We start from the raw sequence: 22,355 nt of genomic DNA on the forward strand, positions 1-22,355 counted from the left end.
GCAGCAAATTGTACCACTTGATAGCATGGGCTCATGCGGGTGGATGAGCTCGGCGAGCGGGCGCTCGTGAAGCAACTAGCGCGCATCGGGTACCCGCCGAACGCGACCTTACCCCCAGGGGACGACGCGGGCGCGGTGCCGTGGGGCGGGGGGCACCTCCTCCTCAAGACCGACGGGTTCGCCTACCGGCAGGTGGCCCTTCAGGGCATGAGCCCCGAGGCCGTGGGGTGGCGCGCGGTCACCGCGGTCGCCTCGGACCTCGTGGCGAAGCTGGCGCGGCCCCTGGGGTTCACCCTAGCCCTCGCAGCCCCAGGGGAGGCCCGGGTGGAGACCCTGGTGGGCCTGACGCGAGGCGCGGCGCGCGCCGCGGCGGCGTACGGAGCGGCGCTGCTGGGCGGGGACACCAACGCGGGGGGCGAGCTCGCCATATACGCGAGCGGCGTCGGGGTGGCGAGGGCGGTCCTGCCGCGCGCCGCGGAGCCCGGGGACGGCGTGTACCTGCTCGGGGACCGGTGGGGCCTGAGCGGTGCCGCGATCCACGCGCACTACCACGGGATTCCGCTGGACGCGTACCCCGCGATCCGCCGGGCGGGCCACTGGCCCAAGGCGCGGCTCGAGGTCCTGGCCCTGGGCGCGGTGCGCGACGCCCTGTCCGGCAGCGCGGACTCCTCGGACGGCCTGGCCGAGACCCTGTGGCAGCTTGCCGAGGCGCTGGGCGTGGGGATTCACCTCGAGGCCCTCCCCGTTTTCCCCGAGGTGCGCGCGTACGCCACCGAGGCTGGGGTGGACGCGCACGAGCTCGTGCTGTATGGGGGGGAGGAGTACGAGGTCGTGCTCGTCGTGAAGCCTGGCGGAGAGGCCGCGGTTGAGCGCGCGCTGCGAGCCGCTGGCGTCCCGCACCATTGCGTGGGGCGGGTGGTGCGGGAGATGGGCGTTTGGTACCGGGGGGAGGTTCTGGCGCGTCGGGGGTACGCGCACTTCCAGGATTAGGGTCAGTCCCGAAGCAGCAGGACGGGCTCCTCCTCGATGGGCGGCAGGTCCTCCAGGCTCTCTAGTCCGAAGACCTCGAGGAACCGCTCCGTGGTCCCGTACAGCTTGGGGCGGCCGACCGCGGGTTTTTCCCCCACGACCCGGACGAGGTCGCGCTCCACAAGCCCCTCGAGCACCCCTTCCGCGCTCTTGCCCCGCATGGCCTCGATCTCCGCCCGGGTGATGGGCTGGTGGTACGCGACGATCGCGAGCACCTCGAGCGCCGCCTTGGAGAGCTGCGGCACGCGCGGCCGCAACACCGCCCGCACCGGATCGAGGTGCGTAGGGTGCACCACGAGCCGCCACCCGCCCGCCACGCGTTCGAGGGCCACCCCAAGCGTGCCGGAGGCGAGCCGGTCCTCCAGGGCTTGGAGAGCGCGCAGCAGCGTATCCTCCGGAAGGCCGAGTCCCTTATGCAGCTCCTCCAGGCTGACGGGACGGCCAGCGGCGAAGAGCACCGCGAGCAACGGGCCTTCGAGTTCCTTCATTCCGGCCTCCGGAGGTGGGGCTTGAGAGCGGAGGCCGGCACCCCGCCCTCACGCAGCACCTGACCGCGGACGAGGTCCACCACGCTCGAGGCCACCCCGGCCGGGGTATCGCCCGGGTGGACGCGGTCCACGAGGGGCGCGAAGGTGAGGGCTTCCTCGTACGAGCGGGCCGGGGGTGCGCCGCTTTGGTTGAGGCTGGTGGCCGCGGCGTGCCCCCCCACGCCCGCGAGGATCTCGAGGAGCTCGTCGTGCGCCGGCATCCGGAGGCCGACCGTACCATCCGGGCTGATCCAAGGGGGGATGGCCTGGCCGGGCACCACGATCGTGAGGGGGCCCGGCCAGAACTCGCGAGCGAGCTCGAGGAAAACGGGCTCGTGAGGGCCGAGCTCCGCGAGCTCGAGGGCGGCTTCCACGCTGGAGACGAGGACCTGGAGGGGTTTCTCCGCGGCGCGGCCCTTGATCCGGTAGATGCGTCGGCAGGCGGCCTCGTCCTCCATCCGGGCGAGCAGGCCCCACACGGTGTCGGTGGGGAAGGCGACGACACCGCCGTTGCGCAGCACCTGGAGGGTCGTTACAGCTTCGCGGTTCATGCCTAAGTGTAGGTTATACTAACCGCAAGATGCCGGTGTACCAGTACAAGGCGCGCGACCGCCAGGGCAGGGTCCTGAGCGCTACCATCGAGGCGGAGAACATCCGCGAGGCGGCTCGCATCCTGCGGGAAAAGGGGTACTTCATCGCGGAACTCAAGGAGCCCGGCCGGGGCTTGCAGGCCGAGGTGAAGATCCCCGGTCTCGAGCGCGGCCCGAGCCTCAAGGACGTGGCGATCTTTAGCCGGCAGCTCGCCACGATGCTCTCCGCGGGTCTGCCGATCGTGCAGGCGCTGGCGATCCTGGAGCGGCAGGCCGAGAACAAGAAGTTCAAGGGGATCCTGAAGGAGATCCGCACGGATGTAGAGGGGGGCGAGCCGTTTAGCGACGCGTTGAAGAAGCACAGCGCCTTTACCCGGCTCTACATCAACCTGGTGCGCGCCGGGGAGACCTCGGGCACCTTGGATTTGGTCCTGGAGCGCCTCGCTACCTTTCTGGAGAAGGAGCTCGAGCTGCGCGGCAAGATCCGATCCGCGATGACCTACCCGGCGATCGTCTTGGTCTTCGCGATCGGGGTGACGTACTTTTTGCTGGCGGGGATCGTGCCGCAGTTCGCGCAGATCCTGACGGACCTGGGGTCGGAGCTCCCGGTCCTGACGCGTTTTTTGATTGCGGTGTCGGACCTGTTGCGCGCGTACACCTGGGTGTTCGTGCTGCTTGTGGCGGTAGGGTACCCCTTGTACCGGATGTACTACCGGACGGAACGCGGGCGGCGCGTCGTGGACCGGATCAAGCTGCGGATGCCGGTGTTCGGCAGCCTGAACAAACGCAGCGCCCTGGCCCGGTTCGCGCGTACCTTCGGGCTTCTGATCTCCAGCGGCGTGAACGTGGTCGAGGCGATGGAGATCACGCGGGGAACGGCTGGGAACGCCGTGGTGGAGGATATCCTGGAGGAGACGAAGGAAGCGATCCAGGTGGGTGAGCCGATTCACGCTACCTTCCTCCAGTACCCGGCGGTCTTCCCGCCGATGGTGGCCTCCATGGTCGCGATCGGGGAGGAGACCGGCGCACTGGATAGTATGCTCCAGAAGATCGGGGATTTCTACGAGCGCGAGGTGGAGGAGGCCATCGCGAGCCTGACCGCGGCGATCGAACCGGTCATGATCATCTTCCTGGGCGTGATCGTGGCCTTGATCGTAGCGGGGATGTTTTTGCCGCTCTTCCAGATCATCAACACGCTCTCCCTACAGTAGCCCGCGCGGGGGCGGCGCGGCCTCGAGGATTACGGCGAGAACCGCGCTTTCATGCGGGCTGAGGGGTGAGGATCTGCGAAGACGGGGTCGACCGCGCGGCTGGAGGAGGTGCTGCGGTTGACGCGGCTGTGATCTTGGAGAGCGGCCCGGTAAGGGCGACCAGGACCCAATAGTCGGTGCAGGCCGTGCCTTCTGTTCGCAATAGCGGATATTGTTTTAGCTTTCGCATCAAGTAAATTTACATGCTGAAACGCGTAGAAACGCTCCTGACCCACCCCCCGGCGCCCGGCTCGAGCGCTATACTGGGGGCACCGGAGGTGCGTATGGGGTTTCCCGAGTGGTTCAAGGGGTTTCACCGCGTGGACGCCTGGCCGGGCCTCAAGGCCGCGGTGATCTCGGGCAAGGGCGGCCAGGTGGGGTTCTTCGAGTGCACCGAGGAGATCGAGGTCCCCGAGCACGCACACGAAGGCCAGTGGGGGATCGTGGTGGAGGGCGTGGTCGAGTTAACCATCGGCGGGGTACACCACGTGCTCCGCAAAGGGGACAGCTACCACATCCCCGCCGGCGTGCCGCACGCCGCCAAACTGCACAAGGGTTGCGCCTTCATCGACGTGTGGGAAGGGGTGCGCTTCCCCGAACTGACGGAAGCCTCGCCGTAGCGACCCGAAGAAAAAGGACCGAACAGCCCCTTAAGCACAGAGGGCGTTTCGGGAGGGCGGGGCTGGTGCGGTATCATGAGCCACAGTATGCATGCGCATGAGATCGTTCGCCGGGTTCGCGCGGGCGAGATGAGCCCCGTGGAGGTCACCCGGCGCTACCTGGAGCGCGTCACCGACCTGAACCCCAAGCTGAACGCCTACATCACGATCAATCCCGAGGCGCTGAGCGAAGCGGAAGCGGTCGCCGAACGGATGCGCCAAGGGGAGGCGTTGCCCCTGGCGGGCGTGCCGGTCGCGGTAAAGGACAACATCGTAACGCGCGGCCTCCGCACCACCTGCGCCTCGAAAAGCCTCGAGCGTTTCGTGCCCCCCTACGACGCCACCGTGATCCAACGCCTCCGCGAGGCTGGGGCGGTGATCCTAGGGAAGACCAACCTGGACGAGTTCGCCATGGGCTCCTCGTGCGAGTACTCCCACTTCGGGGCCACCCGGAACCCCTGGGACCTCGAGCGGGTGCCCGGCGGCTCCTCCGGCGGGTCCGCCGCCGCCGTCGCCGCGGACCTCGCACCGGTCGCGCTCGGTTCGGACACGGGCGGGTCGGTCCGCCAGCCCGCGGCCTTCACGGGCGTGCTGGGCTTCAAGCCCACCTACGGTCGCGTCTCCCGGTACGGGCTGGTGGCCTTCGCCTCGAGCCTCGACCAGATCGGCCCCTTCGCGCGCTCCACGCGGGATCTGGCCCTTTTGATGGACGTCATCGCCGGGCCGGACCCGCGGGACGCGACGAGCCTCGAGGTCCCGCCGCGGTTCGTGGAGGCGCTCGAAGCACGGGTGGAGGGCCTGACCATCGGGATGGTCAAGGAGGCCCTCGAGGCGGGCAACACCCCGGGGGTTCTGGAGGCCGTCGAGCGATTCCGCACGGTGATGGAGGGGCTTGGGGTGCGGTTCGTGGAGGTGAGCCTGCCCAGCCTGGAGTACGCCCTCGCCGCGTACTACTTGGTCGCGACCTCGGAGGCGTCCTCCAACCTCGCGCGCTACGACGGCACCCTGTTCTCCTACCGGAGCGAGGGGGAGGACCTCGTGGAGGTGATGATGCGCTCGCGCGCCGAGGGATTCGGCCCCGAGGTGCGTCGCCGCGTCTTGATGGGTACCTTCGCCCTCTCCTCGGGGTACTACGACGCCTACTACGGTAAGGCCCTCAAGGCACGCCGGCGGATCTACCAGGACTTCGAAGCGGCCTTTGCGCAGGCGGACGTCCTGCTCACCCCCACGAGCCCCACCCCGGCCTTCAAGCTCGGGGAGAAGACCCAGGACCCGCTCGCGATGTACCTTTCCGATACGAACACCGTAGCGGTGAACCTGGCCGGACTCCCGGGGCTGAGCCTGCCCGCGGGGAATGAGGACGGCCTCCCCGTCGCGGTGCAGCTCATCGGGCGCGCCCTCGAGGACGAGCGGCTCTTCACCTTGTCCATGGCCTTCGAACGCGCCACGGACGCAGCGTACCTTCAGGTGGCGCCCGTCGCTTAGCGGAGACTTCGATGATCCCGGCCCCCTACCGCCTGGCGAGCCGTTTGGTACGCCTGCTGCGGGAAGCGAAACAACCCGCCTCCCCCGAGGTACTGGCCGCGCACCTCCTCGCGGCGCGGCGCGTCCCCTCGTCGGAACGCTTTTTACGCGAGGTGCTGGACGGCCGGTTCTGGCAGGAGGGCGGAAGGGTAGGGCTTTGGGAGTGGCGGTACGCCTTCCCACCGCCGGGAGAACCCGTGGTCGTGCTGGACCTCGAGACCACGGGACTAAGCCCGGAACGCGACGAGATCATCGAGGTAGCCTTGATCCGCGTGGAAGGCGCGCGCCGCCTCGAGTACAGCCGCCTCGTCAACCCCGGCCGGCCCATACCGCCGAGAATCACGCGCCTTACAGGGATTCGTTCGGGGGACGTGCGGGATCAGCCGGACGTGTACACGGTGCTCGAGGAGGTCGTGCCGCTCCTGGAAGGCGCGACGCTGGTGATTCAGAACGCTCCGTTTGATCTGGGGTTTTTGCGCCCGCGGTTTGCTAAGCTGAGTGTTACAATACGAAACGAAGTTATTGACACAGTGCAGTGGGCGCGGAGGGCGTTGCCGGGAATGAGACGCAGGAGTTTAGACCACCTTATCGAGGTGTTCGAGGTTCCAAAACGGAGCCGGCATCGCGCGTTCGAGGATGCGGAGGCCACGCTCGCCGTGGCCTACGAACTGTATTACATGCTGACGGCCGGAAAGGCTCGGGCTTTGGGGGAGGTCTAATGCGGGGACGGTACGTGTTAACCAGCGCATGCTTGCACACCGGCACCATGAGCCTCACCCGGACCTTGCGCGAGATGCTGGAGGGCGTGGAACGCGCTCGCTTCGTGGACGAGGACGGTGAGGTGTGGGAGTGCTGGGTCAACCGGGCGGACGGGCGGGTCGAAGGACTCGCGCCGTACTACCAAAAGCGCCGCTTGGGTATCAACGACATCATCTGGCTGACGCTTCAGGAGGACGGCAGCATCGCCCTGGAGGCGGCGACAGCCCGGCAGCCTAAACCCCGCCCTGCGGTCGCGGCCAAAGCAGAACCGGTGCGGGAACCGGTCGAGGTGGAGGCGCAACCCGCAGGAAAACCAGCCCCGAAACGGGTGCGGGTTACTCCGTACCCCAAGACCGTCCTGTACCCCCAAGAGGGCAGCGAACCGTCCCCAGCGTACGTGCAAGCCCTCGAGACGCTGGGATTCCAGCGCGTTCAGGACCAGCGAGCGCCCATCTACCGCGCCCACCTGGGACGGCGCGGGTACGCCGTGGCCCTGGGGCGTTACGGCGAGGTGGACCTCAAGGACCTCCTGGCCGCGCGCCGGGAGGGGCGGGTGGCGTACGCCGCCGTGGTCGTCACCGAGTCGGAGAAGGAAGCCGTCAAGGCCGAGCTCCGCGAACTGCGGCTCGCCTTGGTCACCCCGGAGGCCCTGACGCACCTCGCGCGGCTGCGGAGCCTCTTCCCCGTAGGGCCAGTTGAACTCGAGCGCTTACTGAAGCAGGGGCGGGTCGACCTGGACGCCGTCGAGGCGTTGGCCCACGAGATCGACCGCTGGGTGGGGGAACGCGCCGCCTTCTCCACGGTGTTGATCGCACTCACGGACTACCCCGCGCAGCAGGTCTTCCTGCTCGAGGACCTCATGGAGAACCTCGGGGAGAGCGGCATCGATCGGGAAACGGTTGCCGCCATCCTCGAGGTGCTGGCGGGACCACCGTTCTTGCTCCTCAGGCGGCTCGCACCGGGAGAGTACCTGCTGCGAGAGACGGTCGCGGACGCGTTAGGGCACCTTGCGGAGTACGCGCTTTCGCTCAGGAACCGTTTGATGTCCTGATCCTCGAGCCCAGCACCGCATCGAAGCTCGAGGCTGCGCGTTCCTTCATAGCGTGCACCCAGGACCAGGTGGGTTCGCGGTGTTCCTCCACACAACGCACCAAGGCGTTCGCGTTCCCGGGAAGGGACCAGTACGGCGCGCCGGTTTCTTCACAAAAGGCCTGCACCTTGGGGTCGTAACTCAGACCGGCGTACGGGGTGCCGCTCGCGGCGGCGAGGATCAGGCCGTGTAACCGAATGGAGAGCACGTACCCGGCCTGCGCGAACAGGTACCGGGCCCGGCGGGGATCCCAGGCGATTTCCCGGGTGAAGCCCTCGAACAGAGCGATGGCGTCGTCGTCGTGGTGCGGTTGCAAGGCGACGGCGGCCACCTCGTACCCCAGGGATTGTAGCTGTTGCGCGGCCTGAAGCAGCGTGCGGTTGGCCTCCGGGAGCTTCCCGCGCGGCACCACAACGACCAGGCGCTCCTCACGGTGCGCGGGAGGCGGCTCGAGAAGCAGCGCCGGATCCGCGCCGAGGTGGGCGTTCAGGCCAAGGGCGCGGGCGTACTGGAACGAGGCTTTGTCGCGCAGGATCAAGGGAACGTCCCGCAACGCGCGGCGCACCCAGGCCTCCCCGCGCGACGAGAGGGGGCCGAGGGACTGGTTGAACACCCAAACGGGCTTGCCGTGCGCCCGAGCGAGGCGAATCACGGCGAGGTAGTACCCCAGGCTGCGCGCCGAAGTGCGGTCCTGGAGGAGCCCACCCCCACCCGAAAGGAGCAGGTCTACCGTCCGGATCGCGTGCCACACGGCGAAGGGGTTGGTGCGGGACGCGGCCCGGACGCGGTAGCGCGCCGCGGTCTCCTCCGGACGCGCGGAGAACACCAGGGGGTCGTGGCCTCGAGCCTTGAGCTCGCGGATGATCGCTTCCAGAATCGCTTCATCCCCGGCGTTACGATACCCGTAGTAGCCGCTCAGGCCGACCACCATCGCCGAATCCCCCGGATAATGATGAGCGCAGCTGCCCCCAGCATAAGCCCCGCCACCATCCCGTTCAAGGTGCGGGCTAACGATACCCCAAGCGGCGTGTGGTAGTGCGAGAACGTGTTGAGGATCGAAGCCTCCCCGATCGCGACGAACAAGAGCATGCCGTTACGCACCCAGGCCGGCCAGGCCGCGCCCCACGCGACGACCGCCATACCGTGCCCCAACAACTCCTTAAAGCGCGGACGCACCATCCAGTCCGAAAGCCACGCGCGCAGCTGAAGCTCGAGGTCCAGCACGATCGGTGCGTCGTTCCCGCGACGGAGGAAGACCAAGGCCAGCGCCGCGAGGGCCGCGAGGGCCAGGGCGACCTCCCCCAGGCGCACGGGATGGTTCCAGAGCGCGGCTAGGCTTTGCGGGACGGGCCGCTTGGGCAGGAAGGAAAACGCGACGAGCACGGGCGGCACGAGCAGCGTGAGGGAAACGCCCTTGAAGGGAATGAGGCCCAGGACCGTTTCTGGCTGGCTGCCAAGCGCGGAGAGAAGGACGGCCCCCGCGAGGGCGTACCCGGTCGCGGCCCCCCACATAGCAAACCCGCGTGCTCCGCTCACGAACCCCAGCACCGGAAACACCAGCGCGGCGAGTAGCGGCCCGGCATAAGCCCCGGCGTACGCCCACGCTCCCCCGACCAGCCCGAGCGCTAGCAGCGCGCCCAGGGGCTGGGGGTACCCCAGGGCGAGCAGCCCAAGCCCCGCCGCGACCCCCGCCCAGGCCGCGTACCGCAGCGGGGACGGGGTGAACTCCCGCACCCGCGGCTCCCCCAAGGGAATGCCGGAGGCCTCGAGGCCCTCGGTGATGCGCCGGAGGAAGCGTTCGGTGCGCTCCGGGGTAGGGTAAGGCCGGAAGTACAGGATCTGGTGTCCGCGCTCACGGGCCGCGAGAAGATACTTGTCCGCCGCGACCTCCGGAGCCAGCTTGAGCTGCCACTCCGCCTGCAGACTGAAGAGGCGCAACACAGGCACACGCGCAGCGATCGCGTCGAACCCAGCCTGGCGCGCCCCTTCAATAAACGCGACGGGAACAGGCAATCCCCGGGCAACCTCCTGAAGATGATCCGGGTAGCCCAGCGCCTCGGTACCGGCAAAGATCACGATGGAAACGCCCTCAGGGAACGCAACCGGGTAGGCGCGGTCCGGGTGGTTGATGGGGCGGTACCCGATGTAATACCCCTGACGGTAGAGCTCGAGCAGCTCATCCGGCGGCCCTACAGGGAACTTCTCCACATTGACGGGGAACCCCAGCCAGACCCGTCCTTCCCAGTAGACGCGGTGCTGCGGGAGCCGCCAAGCGGTGCGTAGCCGGGAAAGCACGGCCTCGTCCCCCGTTGCGTAGTACCACCCGGGATCAAACCCCGCCTCGGGAAACAACAACCGCAGGGTCGCGCCCGGCTGGTATAACACCCGCCCTGCGCGGACCAGATCGGCAACGGTACTTTCATAAACCCCCACACCCCGCACGCCCAGCTTCCGGTATTCAGCGAGCAGGTCCGGCAAGGAGACGCCACGCCGGGCTGCTTCCTCCAGGGCCGCGTTGCCGTCTAGCATCAGCACGACCGGGCCAGGGCGTTCGGCCTCGAGGCGGGGCGCGAGGCTCAGCAGGCTCGGAATGAGGGACAAAAACAGGATCAGGTTCAGCCAGCGTCTCACCGGAGTGCACCTCCGAGGGGGGAGGGGCTATACCTCGATCAAGGTCCGGATGCGGCTCACCAGCATCTCGAGGGCGGGCTGGTTGTGCCCCCCGCGCGGAATGATCACGTCCGCGTACCGCTTGGTGGGCTCCACGAAGGAAAGGTGCATGGGCCGCACGAACTCCAGGTACTGCCGAATCACGGACTCCAGGGTACGGCCCCGCTCCCGGATGTCGCGCTCGAGCCGCCGGATGAACCGCACGTCCGGGTCCGCGTCCACGAAGACCTTGAGGTCCATCAAGCGCCGCAGGTGCTCGTCGTACAGGGCCAGGATGCCCTCGATGACCACCACGGGTGCCGGGGCGACCGTAGCGGTCTCCAAAAGCCGCACGTGCTCCGTGAACGAGTACAACGGCATCTCGATCGGCACGCCGTTCATCAGGGCCTCGAGGTGCTCGAGGAGAAGCCCGGTGTCGAAGGCCGCAGGGTGGTCGTAGTTGATGCGCGTGCGTTCCTCGAAGGGAAGGTGGGACTGGTCCTTGTAGTAGTTGTCCATGGGCACCAGGGCGACACGATCCCGCCCCACGGTTTCGATGACCCGCTCGGTCACGGTTGTTTTGCCGCTCCCGGTACCGCCCGCAATGCCGATCACAAAGGGCTTCATGACCTCACCCCGCCCATCATACTCACTTGCGCACGGTGTGTGCTGGAGCCAAGCGCGGCAGGTACCCGCCAATCGCTTGCGTCACTGACTCGATTGTGACGAAGGCCTGAGGGGCAAGGGTCTGGACCGCCTCCAGTAGCACCTGTCCCCGGCGGCGTGGTGCCACCACGAACAGGATCCAGACCGCGCCATCCCGCCCCTCGCCGCGCACCAGGGTCACCCCGAACTTCTGCTCCCGCAAAGCGCGCACAAGCTCGTGGGGAGCCTCCTTATGGATGATGCGCACCAGGATGTACCCCGCGGCGATCCAGCCCTCCACCGTGATCCCAAACGCGATCCCCGCAGCGAACCCCAGGGCGTACCCGAAGAGGTTCCAGAGGTTGTCCAAGTGCCGGAAGACCTGCGTGGTGGCCGTGATCCAGATCAAGGACTCGAGAAACCCCAGCCCGGCCGCGACAGTCCGCGCCCCGCGCACCATGTAGAGGAGGCGGAGGGTACCGATGGTGACGTCGGTGACGCGCAGGGCGAAGATTAGCAAGGCGCCGAGGAGCGCTTCCATACCGCTTACCAGCCTACTGCACCCGACTGAAAACAGCGTGGGTTCAGGGCGTGTTGAGGGCTGGGGTTGAATGAGTGACCCTAAGCCACTCCTTCAACACTTCCCTCGATTTTTCGCGGGTTTGACCTTCTCGCACTTTGGAGTAGGAGGTACCCTGAAAATATGCCCCAAGTTACTAAAACCCAGAGGCTTATGAGTATGCTGGAAGCTTTAAAGCTGAGGCCTATGCGAGTCTCCGACCTAGCCCGCCGTTACGGAGTGAGCGAACGAACAGTAGAGCGGGACCTCATGGCTCTTGCCACCTTGGGGCATGAAGTAGAGCGGGTGGGGCGGGGACTTTATCGCGTGAAAGACCGCCCGTCAGCGTTGCAACCCGTGGAGGCCTTAGCGCTTTTCGCTGCAGGACGATTAATCTACCATCAAGCCCCTACTCGCCAATACAAAAGCGCTTTGGAAAAGCTAGCTCGTACCCTCCCCGAGCCCCTGCGCACCCTCCTCCTGCGCAGCACCGAAGGCCTGGAGAGCCGGAGGGGGGATAGCCGCACCTTGGAAATGGTGGCTCGAGCCCTTCTGGAAAAACGGGTGCTGGCGTTTGAGTACCGTTCCGGGGGATCCAAGAACTGGCGACCCAAGGAACTTCTGGTCTATTTCTTGGAAGCGAATCGCACCAACCTAAGCCTTTACGCCATCGGTTACGAGCGGAGCTACCACAAGAAGGTGCTCACCTTCAAGCTTTCCCGCATGCGCAACACTCGACTGCTAGAGGAGACCTATGAGATTCCAGGGGACTTTGACCCGAACGAGTACCTTCACCAGGCATGGGGCGTGGTGGGGGTAAAGGAAAAAGCGGTAGAGGTGTGCCTGCGCTTTGCTCCCGAGGCGGCTTGGAGGGTGTTGGAGGGAGAGTATCCGGGGCTTGAGGTGGAGGAAAAGTTCCCTGATGGAAGCCTTCAGGCCCGGATCTTAGCCGCTCCGTTCAAGGGAGGGGTGCCTTGGGAGGTTTTGGCTTGGGTGCAGAGTTTTGGTCCAAGAGTAGAGGTACTTTCCCCTCCCGAGCTGAGAGCGCTTTGGTTGGAAGAAGCTCGGCAGGTGCTAGCAAAAGCGTCAGAACCTGTCGGGAAGCAAGGCTAGGGTGAAAGTATGCAACTGAAGGAAGCCGCCCTCACCCTTTGGGCCAAGAGTGGCGAGCCCCCGCATCCTCTCCTCGCTCATATGCTGGATGCAGCGGCGGTAGCCCTCGCTATTCTTAAGCGGGAACCGGGGCGGACCCGCAAGCTTTATGCCAGGGATTGGGGTTTACCAGAAGAGGAGGCGCTGCGCTTTGTGGCCTTTTTGGTTGGCCTTCACGACCTAGGTAAAGCGAGCCCGGTCTTCCAGGCAGCCTGGCCTGAAGGTGCCGAGCAGGTGAAGGAAGCGGGGTTTTCCTGGGATGAGGAGCGGGTAGGGCAGAAGGAGTTTTGGGTAGCTCACGGGGTCTTTACAGAGGTACTAAGTTACGAGTTCTTGAAGGCAAAAGGTCTTCCACGAAGGATGGCGAGGCGCTTGTCCTGGGCTCTTGGAGCCCACCATGGGTTTCCAGCGCAAGAGGCAGAGAAGAAGAAAGCCGGCCTCCACCTATGCCTCGAAACCCCTCTTTGGCATGAGGCACGGGCCTTTTTGGTGGAGCGCTTGTGGGAGGCCGTGGAGGTGAGAGCGCCGCAAGCGAGGGAGGCTCCGCCCGAGGCTGTTCTTCGCGTCATGGCCCTTACTTCTTTTGCCGACTGGATCGCCTCTGATCCTAATTTCTTCCCCTACGGACGTCATCCCCTGGATACCAGCTACTGGGAAGAGGCTTTGAGCCTAGCCCACAAGGCCCTGAACCGCATTGGATGGACTTCCAGGGAACCCCTTCCAGAAAAACCTTTCCAGGCGCTTTTCCCCTTCCCGCCTAACGTGCTTCAGGAAACTACCGCCGATCTTTTACAAGAAGCCCAAACCCCTGTTCTCCTCCTGGTAGAGGCCCCTATGGGGTTGGGTAAGACGGAAGCTGCCCTCTACGCCTACCACCTCTTACAGGGGAAGGTGGGGCACCGAGGCCTCTACGTGGCCCTTCCCACTCAGGCTACGGCCAACGGCTTCTTCCTCCGGGTGAAGGAGTTCCTGGAGAAGTTCAAAGACGGTATCCTCCTGGACCTCCAACTCCAGCACGGCGCAGCGGTGCTGAACCCCCAGTACGAGGCACTTCTGGAGAAAGCCCGCCCTACTCAAGTATACGAAGCGGATTCCTTACCCGAGAAATACTTTCAGGAGGCGGAAAAGGCGGCTGTAGTTGCCTCAAGCTGGTTCTCTGCCAAGAAGCGAGCCATGCTTTCTCCCCACGGAGTGGGCACCCTGGACCAGGCCCTTTTAGGCGTGCTCAAAGTGAAGCACCACTTCATCCGCCTTTGGGGCCTCATGAACCGGGTGGTGATCCTGGACGAGGTTCACGCCTACGACACCTACACTTCCGGCCTTTTAAAAGCTCTTCTCCGCTGGCTCCGGGCGCTAGGTTCCAGCGTAGTCCTCATGACCGCTACCCTGCCCAGGAGGAAACGAGAAGAACTCCTCTCCGCCTGGGGTGCCACTCGAGAAGCACTCCCGCCCTACCCTCGAGTGGCTGCATTCGGGAAAGGGCTTTTAGGAGCAAAGAGCCTCTCCCTAACGCTTCAGAAGAGCGTCCACCTGGAGTCTGCGCCTATAGATGTGTCCGTCCTGTCGGACACTCTACGGGAAAAGCTCCCTGGTGTTGTGGGCGCCATCGTGAACACTGTGGACAGGGCCCAGGCGCTTTACCGGGCCTTGGGAGAAGGGGAACGCCTCACCCTGGCCGAAATTCTAGACCTCCTTGGGAAAGGCTTGGACAAAGGGCCCTGGCCGGAGTTACGGAAAGCTCGAGAGGAGAAGGGGCACTATGTGGTGGGCAAGCGCCTCCAGGACGGCACCCTGATTTTCCTCCTCCACGCCCGCTTTCCCGCTGAGGAGCGAGCTTTGAGAGAAGGGATTGCCTTAGCCCTCTTCGGCAAGCACGGGCCAAGGCCCCAAAAAGCTGTACTGGTAGCCACCCAGGTAGCGGAGCAGAGCCTAGACCTGGATTTTGACCTCCTCTATACGGACCTTGCTCCCATGGACCTCCTCTTCCAGCGGGCAGGGCGGCTCTGGCGGCATGAAAGGGCCAGACCTGAAAACCACCCAGAACCAGTATTGATGGTGGGCGGGATAGACCAGGGACCGGAGTTTGGCCGTGATCTCCATTGGAACCGGGTGTACGAGGACTACGTGCTGCTCTCCACGTGGCTTTCCCTACAAGAACGGAAAGCCCTTGCGGTGCCCCAGGGTCTCGAGGTCCTCCTGGAGGAGGTTTACGAGCGCACGCCTGATGTTTTCCCTGTAGAGCTCAGAAAACGTGCAGAAGAGAGTTTCGCTGCACTTATGGAGCGGTGGGCGCAGGAGGCTAAGATCGCCGAGAACTTGGCCCTCTCTGATTTGGAGATGCTCTTCTCTCAGACAGACACAGCGGCCTTGGCGGCGGAGTTTCGCTTGGACGACGAGGCAGAGGACGAGCGCACCCAACGCTTTCTTACCCGCTTGGGAGATCCTAGCGTACCTGTGGTTCCTCTCTACCGGATAGGGGAAGGGTGGTTCATGGACCCGCAAGGGAAGTGCAGGATTAAGCTAAAGGGTGACCTTACCAAAGAGGAAGCCCTGGCCCTTTGGGGTCGAGCTGTCCGCCTTTCACGTACACCCATTCCTCAGATTCTCCTCAAGGAAGAGCCGCCCCCGGCCTGGCGAAAGAGTGGGCTCTTAAGAAACCTTAGACCTCTAGAGGTGGGGCGGGATTTTGGAAGGATTCGGGTGGACCTTGATCCGGAGCTAGGCATAACGTACTTCACGGGATAACCCCAGTGGTCTGTATTTCGTTTTGAATTGGAATTGGTTAAGGATTCGTTAAACCTCCTTTTCAGTCCTTTGGTGTGTTTTAAAGCTGAGGAAAGGTAACGTGTGCTTTCTATCCAAAGAAGGTAAGCTCAAAACTTGCACCTCCCGCATATCCCGCATAAACCTTCACCCCCTCCCCCCGGCGGCCAGAGACCCAGGGCATAGAGCTCCCGCAGGGCGAGCTGCACCACGAGCTCAGGCAAGAGAACCCGCGCCGCCCGCTCCCTGGCCTCCCGCCAGCTTCCTTCCCCCTCCATGCCCACCCAGTGGGCCAACAGGTAGGCCAGAAGGGAAAGCACCAGAAAACGGTGCACCCCCAAAGCCGTCCGCTGCCCAAACTGCCCCAGGGAGAACTCGCTTTTCGCGGCGCGGAAGAAGTGCTCTATGGCAAACCGCCTCTTTCCCCAAGTGAGCGCCGTCCGGGGCGTGGCGGGAAAGGTGGCCACCACGTACCGCCACTCCCAGCCCCCTTGGGGCAGGGGGTAGCGGTACCAGGCCACCCAGACCGGGAAGGAAAGCCCCCAAAGGTAGACCCGGCTCCCCTGCCGCCTGAGGTTCCCAAGCCTCCCCCCTCCCCGCAGCCTCCGGTCCCGCCGCATCCCCACCACCGCTTCAAAACCCAACCGCTTCACCCCGAAAAGGAACCGGGTGGTGCCAAAGGCCGCATCCGCGGCCACCCGTATCCGGAAGGCCCGGCGCATCCAGGGGGGCAGAGAGGCCAGGAGGCTTAGGGGCCAGGCGGGAGGGGGCCTTCTCCCCCTTGCCCCGCCAGAGGCGGTAGGCCCAAGGGATGCGGAGGTCTCCGTAGACGAGGTAGAGGACCACCAGATGGAGTCCCCACTTGCCGTGAAAAAAGGAGAGGGGCAGGGCCTGGAAACGGCCCCGCTTCTCCAGAGTGACTAGGTCCAGGACCACCAGGAGACGGGGCTTGGGGCCTTTTTTCTTTCTGGCCCGGTCCAGGGCTTTCTCGGCCTCTTTTCTTGCCAGGCGGATGAGAGCGCGGGTGGGCCAGGGGTAGCGGTTGAGGAAGCGAGAGAGGGCGGAGGGGGACTTGACCTGGCTGTGCTGGGGTCTGGCCTTGCCGTGGCCGTGGAGGAGGAGCAAGAGCAGGGCCTTGAGGGATTCCTGGAGGTGGGGGCTTGGCAAAAGGGCCAGGAGGGTCCAAAGTAGGGACAGGGCCGCTTGGGTCATGGCACCCGTCATCAGACGGGAAACCAGCGGCCCCTTTCAAGTGGTCCTGGCGCATAGGTATCCCCAGGGTGCATAAGTGCAAGTTTTGAGGCATCCTAAAAAACGACACCATTTGTCGTGTTAATGACCTACAGTAATCTTAAGGAGGTGAATCCTTTGGAAAAATTCAACCTGCTAGAGGAGTCCTGGATCCCAGTACTCAAAAGGGGAACGGTTACGGAAATAGGACTAGCGGAAGCCCTTGTGCAAGCGCACAGCATTGAGCGTATAGAAACCCCTTCCCCCCTCGAGGAAGCAGCTCTCCACCGCCTTCTTCTATCCGTACTGCATAGAGCTCTGGGCGGGCCTAGGGATGTGGATGGAGCCCTGGATCTACTCGAGTCGGGGGTTTTCTCGAAAGAGAAGCTGGAGGCATACCTGGACCGCTACCACAAACGCTTTTACCTCTTCCATCAACAAACCCCTTTCCTCCAGATTGCGGACCTTCCCGAGGATCCCCCCCCGGTGCCTTGGGTCAAACTTCGTCCTGATCTGGCAAGCGGTAATAACCCCACCCTGTTCGACCATACCACCGAGGCTTCCTTTCCCACGGCAAGCTACGGTGAGGCGGCCAGAGCCCTCCTGGTTCACCAGACCTTTACCACAGGCGGGTTGCTTAAACGCTTCAAGGTAACTTCAGCCAAAGGAGGGCCATTAGCAGGTGCCGCAGCCTTCCTATCCACAGGAAAGAATCTCTTTGAAACCCTCCTCCTAAACCTGGTCCCCTACGCCCCAGAGGACGACTTCCCTGTGTGGGAGGCTTCCCCCCTTCGCCGAACGGACGTGGAAGGATACCAAACGGCGTGGCCTCTTTCCGGTACGACTCGCGTTTACACCTGGCCCGCTCGAGGCGTGCGCCTACTGGATGAGGGAAGCGGGGTTCGTTTCATGGCTTATGGGCCTGGAGTCAAACCTGGGGAGGCGTACTTCCGTGACCCCATGGTTGCCTACCGACAGGACAAAAAAGGACAAATGCTGCCCCTTCGACTGAGCACAGAACGGAGCTTTTGGCGAGACTTCGGAGCCATGCTCCCCGCAGCAGGCGGTGCGTGGCCTGCCACCCTAGCGCACGCGGAAGCTCTACTCCGAGAACAATCCCTTTATTTCAGGGACTCGATACGTCACGGCCTCCGGGTTCTAGGCCAGGTGGCGGACCAAGCCAAGATCCTGGATGTACGCCGGGAGGTTTACCCCCTGCCCCCAGGACTACTCGAGGCAACAGCGCTTTCCGACCTCGAGGTCGGTCTCAAGAGAGCAGAAGCTCTGGGCCAAGGACTGCGGAGCCTGGCTTGGACTGTAGCCCGAGGGATGCTGGGCGAGAAGGATAGCAAGGAACTCAGCAACTTCGCGGCTTCCCTCCCTCTGGAGCGGATTTTCTGGGCTCACCTGGACGGAGCCTTCCCCGGATTCATGGCCAGACTAGGGCAAAGCGGAGCCCTAAAAGGATGGAACGAGAGCCTCGCCAGAGCCGCACTTGAGGCTTGGGAAGCGACCCGACTGTTTGTAGGTACAGGAGGACGGCACCTGAAAGCGTTGGCAGAGGGGGAAAAGAGGCTAGGAGGACTCCTGAGGGAGGTGAGGGCGTGAAGGAAACAGCAAAAAGGTTCGTGGCCTACCTGGAGGCGCTGAAGGGGCAAAAGGCCTGGACCCGGGCTCGAGCCGCCCTGAGGCGGAGCCTGGCTTTTGATCCTGGGGCTTACCCGCCCGCCATGCCTTACGTGGAGCCCTTCGTAAGGGAGGAAGGCTGGCGTCGAGAGGCCCACTACCTGGTGGCTGCCCTTTACGCCTTGAAGGACGGGGATCACCAGGAGGGGCGAACCCTGGCCCGTGCACTTCGGGGGAAGGCCCAGGACTCGGCCAGCATCGAGCGGCGCTTTCTAGCCCTTTTGGACGCGGACCGGGACCAGATTACTCACCGGTTGCGTCAGGCGGTCGGCCTGGTAGAGGGTGGTCTCGATTTCGCCCTACTCTTAAACGACCTCATTTACTGGTTCTACCCGGAAAAAACCGTACAGGCTAGATGGGCTCGTGAGTTCTTCGGAACACCAAGTGAAGGATCGGGAACGGAAGCGACGGAGGTGACGAAATGAAGCTTTTGGAGGTACACATCCTGCAGACGGTGGCCCCTAACAACCTGAACCGGGACGACACGGGAAGCCCCAAAGACGCTTTCTTCGGTGGATACCGGCGGGCTCGTGTCTCCAGTCAAGCCCAAAAACGCGCGGTGCGGACGGCCTTCAAGGAGCAGCTTCTCCTCTCCGATGCTGAGCGGGCAGTGCGCACCAAACGCCTGGTCGAGGAATTGGTCAGGCGCTTCCCTGGGGTGGAGGAAGATAAGGTCCGCCTGGCGGTGGAGAACGCCCTGAACGCCCTGGGATTCGGAGTGAAGGAAGGTAAGACCGAATACCTGCTCTTCTTAGGGAACCGGGAGCTGGACCGCCTGGCGGAACTGATCCGGGATAACCTGGACGCCCTCGCAGTAGAGAAGGGCAAAGGAAAAGGCAAAACCGGGGTGAGCGGAGAGCTGAAGAAGAGCTTAGAGCGGGTCCTGGACGGAGGCAAGGCCGTGGACCTGGCCCTCTTCGGGAGGATGCTCGCCGACCGGCCTGACCTTGGTGTGGACGCCGCCGCTCAGGTAGCCCACGCCCTCTCCACCCACAAGGTGGACCGGGAGTTTGACTTCTACACCGCGGTGGACGACCTGAACCCCAAGGAGGACACGGGAGCAGGGATGATGGGGGACGTGGAGTTCTACTCCGCTACCCTCTACCGCTACGCCGTGGTGAACCTGGAGCAGCTCCTCGAGAACCTCCAGGGGGACAAGGAACTCGCGGTGAAGGGCGCTCGAGCCTTCCTGGAAGCCTTTGCCCTTACCCTCCCCTCTGGAAAGCAAAACAGCTTTGCCGCACACAACCTGCCTCTCTTCATTGCCTTCCGTGCTGGGGAGGGATTGCCCCGAAACCTGGCTACGGCCTTCGAAAAACCCCTGCGCCCCCGTCCAGATAAAGCACTCTCCACGCTTTCCGTAGAGGCCCTGCTGGAGGAATGGGAAAAGTTCGACAGTGTCTACGGCCCCCTCTTCCCAGAAGAGAAAGGCGCGATCAACCTCACAGAAGCCCGGTTAAACAACACCCTTCCCGAACTAAAGGACATGCAGGACTTGAAGGCTAGGGTGGAGGCAGCACTGCGCTTGCTCCTGGAGGGGTGAGATGCCCACCTTACTCCTTAGGCTCCAAGGCCCCATGCAGTCCTGGGGCACGCGGAGTCGCTTCGACCACAGGGACACCTGGCCCTACCCCACCAAAAGCGGGGTGCTGGGCCTCCTCGCCGCTGCCCTAGGCCGGGATCGGAAGGAAGACATCTCCGACCTTGCCGCCCTCCGCATGGGGGTACGGGTAGATCAAAAGGGCGTGCTGAAGGTGGATTACCAAACGGCCCGAAACGTGCTGGCCGCGGATGGACGCGCCCTCCGAGACGTACAAAGCTGGCGCTACTACCTATCCGGCGCGGCTTTCCTAGCGGGGGTGGAGGGAACAGAAGAACTACTCCAACAAATACACCAAGCCCTCCGAAACCCCCGCTTCCCCCTCTACCTGGGCCGAAAAAGCTACCTACCAAGCCCGCCCCCCTATCTCCCGGACGGGCTAAGGCCAGAAGAGCTAGAAGAAGCCTTGCGGGGCTACCCCTACCTCTTAAAAGAAAAGCCCAGGGAGGACCTCCTGCTAGCCCTCGAGGCTCCCCCAGAACAGGGCCGCCTGGTTTATGACCAGCCCCTCGCCCCCTTCGCTCAACGACGGTTCGGAGCTCGATACGTGCGAGAAATTGTCCTGCCTAAGGAGGAGGTGCGCCTTGTGGATCAGCAAGCTGGTACTTAACCCACGCTCCAAAGCGGTACGCCGCGACCTGGCGAACCCCTACGAAATGCACCGCACCCTGTCCCGAGCGGTAGCAGAGGCCCTAGGGACCCAAAAAGAACGGCTGCTCTGGCGGCTCGAGCCCACCCGGGCTACCGAGCCGCCCGTGGTGCTGGTCCAAACCCTGACGGAACCAAACTGGGGAGCCTTGGAAACGGACTACTACGCCGAGGTATTTCCCCCAAAACCCTTCAACCCCCACCTGCGGCCAGGCCAAACGCTCCGTTTTCGCCTCCGAGCTAACCCGGCCAAGCGGGTAGCGCGAACAGGAAAACGCATTGCGCTTAAGAACCCAGAAGAAAAACTCGCCTGGTTGGCCCGACGACTAGAGGAGGGAGGATTCCGCCTCTTAGGAGGAGAGAACGGCTACCGGGCGCGCATCCTGCAGGATGTCTTCCTCGAGGCCCGCAAGAAAGAAGCCCTCCTCCAGGTTCAGGCGGTGCTCTTCGAGGGGATTCTAGAGGTGCTGGACCCCGAGAAGGCCCGAGCTACCCTGGAACGGGGCGTAGGCCCCGGGAAAGCCCTGGGTCTCGGGTTACTCTCGCTGGCTCCGTGAGGTGCGGGATGCCCCCGGTCCCGAACACCAGGAACCTGAAAGAACTCCCTAAATTCCGGGATGGACTCTCCTACCTGTACGTAGAGCACGCCTTCATCGAGCAGGAAGCCCAAGGCATTGCAATCTACGACCAGGAAGGAGCCACCCTGGTTCCCGTAGCCGCCCTTGGTGTGCTGTTCCTAGGTCCCGGAACCCGAATCACCCACGCCGCCATTCGAGCCCTAGCAGGCAACGGGTGCACCGTGGCCTGGATAGGGGAAGGATTTGCCCGCTTCTACGCTCAAGGCCTGGGGGATACCCGAAGCGCTCGGCGGCTCTACCTCCAGGCCCGAGCTTGGGCCGACCCCAAACTTCACCTGGAGGTCGTGCTCCGCCTGTACCGTAAGCGCTTCGCCGATCCCCTCCCCGAAGGGATTACTTTAAAGCAGATCCGGGGTTTCGAAGGCGTTCGAGTGCGGACCGCTTACGCACGCTGGAGCCGAGAAACTGGGGTTCCCTGGCATGGGCGAAGCTACGATCGACGAGACTGGGGGAACTCCGACCCCGTGAACCGCGCACTTTCCGCCGGAGCCGCGTACCTCTACGGCCTGGCCCACGCAGCCATCGTCTCTAGCGGTTTTAGCCCCGCTTTAGGCTTCATTCACACGGGAAAACTCCTTTCCTTCGTTTACGATCTAGCTGACCTCTACAAAACCGAGGTGCTCATCCCCACCGCTTTCCTCACCGTGGCCGAGTCCGAAGTGGAAGTAGAACGACGGGTACGGCGAGCACTCAGGGAACGCATCCAGGAGGTCCGTCTTTTAGAGCGGATGGTAGAGGACCTCCTGGACCTCTTTTCCGGCCTCGGCCTTCCCGAGGAGAAAGATCTGGTAGAGGGCGACCCCACCTACCCCGGAGGGCTCTGGGATCTAGAGGGCGAGGTAGAGGGGGGCGTAGCTTATGGTGGTGATGATTCTAGAGAAAGTGCCGAGGAGCCTTAGGGGAGAGCTCACCCGTTGGCTTGTGGAGGTGGACACAGGTGTTTTCGTAGGACGGGTGAGTGCTATGGTGCGAGACCTCCTCTGGGAGAAGGTAGTGGAGAAAGCAGGGGAGGGTCGTTGCGCCATGGCGTACCGGACCAATAACGAGCAGGGATTCGCGCTTAAGTTGCACGGTTATCAAGACCGGTCCCTACGAGACTTTGATGGTATAGTGCTGGTGGCAGTGCAGAACGCGAAAGCTTTGCGCAAAGCAAGGAAGCTAAAGCGTCTTCAGGAGCGGATGCGCGAGGATCTTGACAACACGACCCTAGAGTAGTGCCCCTGGTAAACACATAGAGGGGGAGGAGTAAGGGTTTGTGCTGTCCAGGACATCTGTAGTCCCCACGCACGTGGGGATGGACCGAGTAACGTTTGGGGCGTGGCTACGTGGTCTAAGTAGTCCCCACGCACGTGGGGAT

21 protein-coding genes, 1 pseudogene and 1 CRISPR repeat array (1 of these 23 running past the window's edge) are annotated in these 22,355 nt (G+C 63.9%); of the genes and pseudogenes, 15 read left to right on the top strand and 7 right to left on the bottom strand.

The annotated features are described in order from the left end of the window. The first annotated feature begins 33 nt into the window (after positions 1-33). Positions 34-990: a thiamine-phosphate kinase gene (locus MARKY_RS04830; RefSeq protein WP_013703755.1), complete on the top strand. Its 957-nt coding sequence runs from the start codon at positions 34-36 to the stop codon at positions 988-990. Positions 991-992: 2 nt separating this feature from the next. On the opposite strand, the gene scpB is transcribed toward MARKY_RS04830, so the two are convergent. Then, a complete protein-coding gene (scpB, locus tag MARKY_RS04835) occupies positions 993-1,517 on the bottom strand; it encodes an SMC-Scp complex subunit ScpB (protein ID WP_013703756.1) in 525 nt (174 codons plus the stop codon). After that, complete coding sequence (locus MARKY_RS04840; RefSeq protein WP_013703757.1) at positions 1,514-2,107, bottom strand: L-threonylcarbamoyladenylate synthase; 594 nt, start codon at positions 2,105-2,107, stop codon at positions 1,514-1,516. Before MARKY_RS04840 ends, scpB begins: the two co-directional genes overlap by 4 nt. 29 nt (positions 2,108-2,136) lie before the next feature. Between MARKY_RS04840 and pilC the strand changes: the two genes are divergently transcribed. From pilC to MARKY_RS04865, 5 genes are all read left to right on the top strand, one after another. Then, a complete protein-coding gene (gene pilC / locus MARKY_RS04845; protein ID WP_013703758.1) occupies positions 2,137-3,357 on the top strand; it encodes a type IV pilus assembly protein PilC in 1,221 nt (406 codons plus the stop codon). A 242-nt stretch (positions 3,358-3,599) separates the two neighbouring features. Next, complete coding sequence (locus MARKY_RS04850) at positions 3,600-4,016, top strand: cupin domain-containing protein (RefSeq protein WP_245526795.1); 417 nt, start codon at positions 3,600-3,602, stop codon at positions 4,014-4,016. 87 nt (positions 4,017-4,103) lie between these two features. Next, positions 4,104-5,540: an Asp-tRNA(Asn)/Glu-tRNA(Gln) amidotransferase subunit GatA gene (gene gatA / locus MARKY_RS04855; protein WP_013703760.1), complete on the top strand. Its 1,437-nt coding sequence runs from the start codon at positions 4,104-4,106 to the stop codon at positions 5,538-5,540. An 11-nt stretch (positions 5,541-5,551) separates the two neighbouring features. Next, the gene (locus tag MARKY_RS04860; protein ID WP_013703761.1) at positions 5,552-6,298 is read left to right on the top strand and encodes a 3'-5' exonuclease; all 747 of its coding nucleotides are present in this window, start codon (positions 5,552-5,554) and stop codon (positions 6,296-6,298) included. After that, complete coding sequence (locus tag MARKY_RS04865; protein WP_013703762.1) at positions 6,298-7,389, top strand: hypothetical protein; 1,092 nt, start codon at positions 6,298-6,300, stop codon at positions 7,387-7,389. Before MARKY_RS04860 ends, MARKY_RS04865 begins: the two co-directional genes overlap by 1 nt. Here the strand turns inward: MARKY_RS04865 and csaB are convergent. The 4 genes from csaB to MARKY_RS04885 are packed head-to-tail and all read right to left on the bottom strand — an operon-like array spanning position 7,367 to position 11,263. Next, positions 7,367-8,359 (bottom strand): polysaccharide pyruvyl transferase CsaB, encoded by a 993-nt coding sequence (gene csaB / locus MARKY_RS04870; protein ID WP_013703763.1) that lies wholly within the window; start codon positions 8,357-8,359, stop codon positions 7,367-7,369. The two genes, MARKY_RS04865 and csaB, sit on opposite strands and share 23 nt — an antisense overlap. Next, entirely contained in the window at positions 8,344-10,059 is a 1,716-nt protein-coding gene (locus tag MARKY_RS04875; protein ID WP_013703764.1) for a DUF5693 family protein, read from the bottom strand. The genes csaB and MARKY_RS04875 overlap by 16 nt, the downstream gene beginning before the upstream one ends. Before the next feature lie 27 nt (positions 10,060-10,086). Further along, positions 10,087-10,704, bottom strand: a complete 618-nt coding sequence (udk, locus tag MARKY_RS04880) for a uridine kinase (RefSeq protein ID WP_013703765.1) — start codon at positions 10,702-10,704, stop codon at positions 10,087-10,089. A 22-nt stretch (positions 10,705-10,726) separates the two neighbouring features. Beyond that, a complete protein-coding gene (locus MARKY_RS04885; protein ID WP_013703766.1) occupies positions 10,727-11,263 on the bottom strand; it encodes a DUF2179 domain-containing protein in 537 nt (178 codons plus the stop codon). Between the two features lie 162 nt (positions 11,264-11,425). Between MARKY_RS04885 and MARKY_RS04890 the strand changes: the two genes are divergently transcribed. Together MARKY_RS04890 and MARKY_RS04895 are read left to right on the top strand one after the other, a co-directional pair. After that, positions 11,426-12,394 (top strand): helix-turn-helix transcriptional regulator, encoded by a 969-nt coding sequence (locus MARKY_RS04890; RefSeq protein WP_013703767.1) that lies wholly within the window; start codon positions 11,426-11,428, stop codon positions 12,392-12,394. A gap of 9 nt (positions 12,395-12,403) precedes the next feature. Next, on the top strand, positions 12,404-15,178 hold the full coding sequence (locus MARKY_RS04895) for a CRISPR-associated helicase/endonuclease Cas3 (RefSeq protein ID WP_013703768.1): 2,775 nt from the start codon (positions 12,404-12,406) through the stop codon (positions 15,176-15,178). A 128-nt stretch (positions 15,179-15,306) separates the two neighbouring features. Here MARKY_RS04895 and MARKY_RS04900 read toward each other — a convergent pair. Then, positions 15,307-16,408: pseudogene (locus MARKY_RS04900) on the bottom strand (transposase). 123 nt (positions 16,409-16,531) lie between these two features. Between MARKY_RS04900 and casA the strand changes: the two are divergent. Genes casA through cas2e form a run of 7 tightly spaced genes read left to right on the top strand, consistent with a single transcriptional unit; the run spans position 16,532 to position 22,213 of the window. Beyond that, a complete protein-coding gene (casA, locus tag MARKY_RS11620) occupies positions 16,532-18,034 on the top strand; it encodes a type I-E CRISPR-associated protein Cse1/CasA (RefSeq protein ID WP_013703769.1) in 1,503 nt (500 codons plus the stop codon). Then, complete coding sequence (gene casB / locus MARKY_RS04910; RefSeq protein WP_013703770.1) at positions 18,031-18,537, top strand: type I-E CRISPR-associated protein Cse2/CasB; 507 nt, start codon at positions 18,031-18,033, stop codon at positions 18,535-18,537. The genes casA and casB overlap by 4 nt, the downstream gene beginning before the upstream one ends. Further along, positions 18,534-19,655 (top strand): type I-E CRISPR-associated protein Cas7/Cse4/CasC, encoded by a 1,122-nt coding sequence (cas7e, locus tag MARKY_RS04915; RefSeq protein ID WP_013703771.1) that lies wholly within the window; start codon positions 18,534-18,536, stop codon positions 19,653-19,655. The genes casB and cas7e overlap by 4 nt, the downstream gene beginning before the upstream one ends. A 1-nt stretch (position 19,656) precedes the next feature. Beyond that, positions 19,657-20,322 (top strand): type I-E CRISPR-associated protein Cas5/CasD, encoded by a 666-nt coding sequence (cas5e, locus tag MARKY_RS04920; protein WP_013703772.1) that lies wholly within the window; start codon positions 19,657-19,659, stop codon positions 20,320-20,322. After that, entirely contained in the window at positions 20,297-20,917 is a 621-nt protein-coding gene (gene cas6e / locus MARKY_RS04925) for a type I-E CRISPR-associated protein Cas6/Cse3/CasE (protein ID WP_013703773.1), read from the top strand. The genes cas5e and cas6e overlap by 26 nt, the downstream gene beginning before the upstream one ends. 8 nt (positions 20,918-20,925) lie before the next feature. Then, positions 20,926-21,897, top strand: a complete 972-nt coding sequence (gene cas1e, locus MARKY_RS04930; RefSeq protein WP_013703774.1) for a type I-E CRISPR-associated endonuclease Cas1e — start codon at positions 20,926-20,928, stop codon at positions 21,895-21,897. Continuing rightward, positions 21,857-22,213 carry a type I-E CRISPR-associated endoribonuclease Cas2e gene (gene cas2e, locus MARKY_RS04935; RefSeq protein ID WP_013703775.1) on the top strand — a complete coding sequence of 119 codons (357 nt, stop codon included), beginning with the start codon at positions 21,857-21,859 and terminating at the stop codon, positions 22,211-22,213. Before cas1e ends, cas2e begins: the two co-directional genes overlap by 41 nt. Positions 22,214-22,271: 58 nt before the next feature. Further along, positions 22,272-22,355: a CRISPR direct-repeat array (repeat unit 29 nt; unit sequence GTAGTCCCCACGCACGTGGGGATGGACCG); it runs 3,363 nt beyond the window's last position.

This window comes from Marinithermus hydrothermalis DSM 14884, from assembly GCF_000195335.1.
Classification (GTDB): domain Bacteria; phylum Deinococcota; class Deinococci; order Deinococcales; family Marinithermaceae; genus Marinithermus; species Marinithermus hydrothermalis.

Excerpts from the sequence above, each read along its gene's own strand:
- MARKY_RS04830 (WP_013703755.1), top strand. The coding sequence starts at position 34 with ATGCGGGTGGATGAGCTCGGCGAGCGGGCGCTCGTGAAGCAACTAGCG.
- scpB (WP_013703756.1), bottom strand. The coding sequence starts at position 1,517 with ATGAAGGAACTCGAAGGCCCGTTGCTCGCGGTGCTCTTCGCCGCTGGC.
- MARKY_RS04840 (WP_013703757.1), bottom strand. The coding sequence starts at position 2,107 with ATGAACCGCGAAGCTGTAACGACCCTCCAGGTGCTGCGCAACGGCGGT.
- pilC (WP_013703758.1), top strand. The coding sequence starts at position 2,137 with ATGCCGGTGTACCAGTACAAGGCGCGCGACCGCCAGGGCAGGGTCCTG.
- MARKY_RS04850 (WP_245526795.1), top strand. The coding sequence starts at position 3,600 with ATGCTGAAACGCGTAGAAACGCTCCTGACCCACCCCCCGGCGCCCGGC.
- gatA (WP_013703760.1), top strand. The coding sequence starts at position 4,104 with ATGCATGCGCATGAGATCGTTCGCCGGGTTCGCGCGGGCGAGATGAGC.
- MARKY_RS04860 (WP_013703761.1), top strand. The coding sequence starts at position 5,552 with ATGATCCCGGCCCCCTACCGCCTGGCGAGCCGTTTGGTACGCCTGCTG.
- MARKY_RS04865 (WP_013703762.1), top strand. The coding sequence starts at position 6,298 with ATGCGGGGACGGTACGTGTTAACCAGCGCATGCTTGCACACCGGCACC.
- csaB (WP_013703763.1), bottom strand. The coding sequence starts at position 8,359 with ATGGTGGTCGGCCTGAGCGGCTACTACGGGTATCGTAACGCCGGGGAT.
- udk (WP_013703765.1), bottom strand. The coding sequence starts at position 10,704 with ATGAAGCCCTTTGTGATCGGCATTGCGGGCGGTACCGGGAGCGGCAAA.
- MARKY_RS04885 (WP_013703766.1), bottom strand. The coding sequence starts at position 11,263 with ATGGAAGCGCTCCTCGGCGCCTTGCTAATCTTCGCCCTGCGCGTCACC.
- MARKY_RS04890 (WP_013703767.1), top strand. The coding sequence starts at position 11,426 with ATGCCCCAAGTTACTAAAACCCAGAGGCTTATGAGTATGCTGGAAGCT.
- MARKY_RS04895 (WP_013703768.1), top strand. The coding sequence starts at position 12,404 with ATGCAACTGAAGGAAGCCGCCCTCACCCTTTGGGCCAAGAGTGGCGAG.
- casA (WP_013703769.1), top strand. The coding sequence starts at position 16,532 with ATGACCTACAGTAATCTTAAGGAGGTGAATCCTTTGGAAAAATTCAAC.
- cas7e (WP_013703771.1), top strand. The coding sequence starts at position 18,534 with ATGAAGCTTTTGGAGGTACACATCCTGCAGACGGTGGCCCCTAACAAC.
- cas5e (WP_013703772.1), top strand. The coding sequence starts at position 19,657 with ATGCCCACCTTACTCCTTAGGCTCCAAGGCCCCATGCAGTCCTGGGGC.
- cas1e (WP_013703774.1), top strand. The coding sequence starts at position 20,926 with ATGCCCCCGGTCCCGAACACCAGGAACCTGAAAGAACTCCCTAAATTC.
- cas2e (WP_013703775.1), top strand. The coding sequence starts at position 21,857 with ATGGTGGTGATGATTCTAGAGAAAGTGCCGAGGAGCCTTAGGGGAGAG.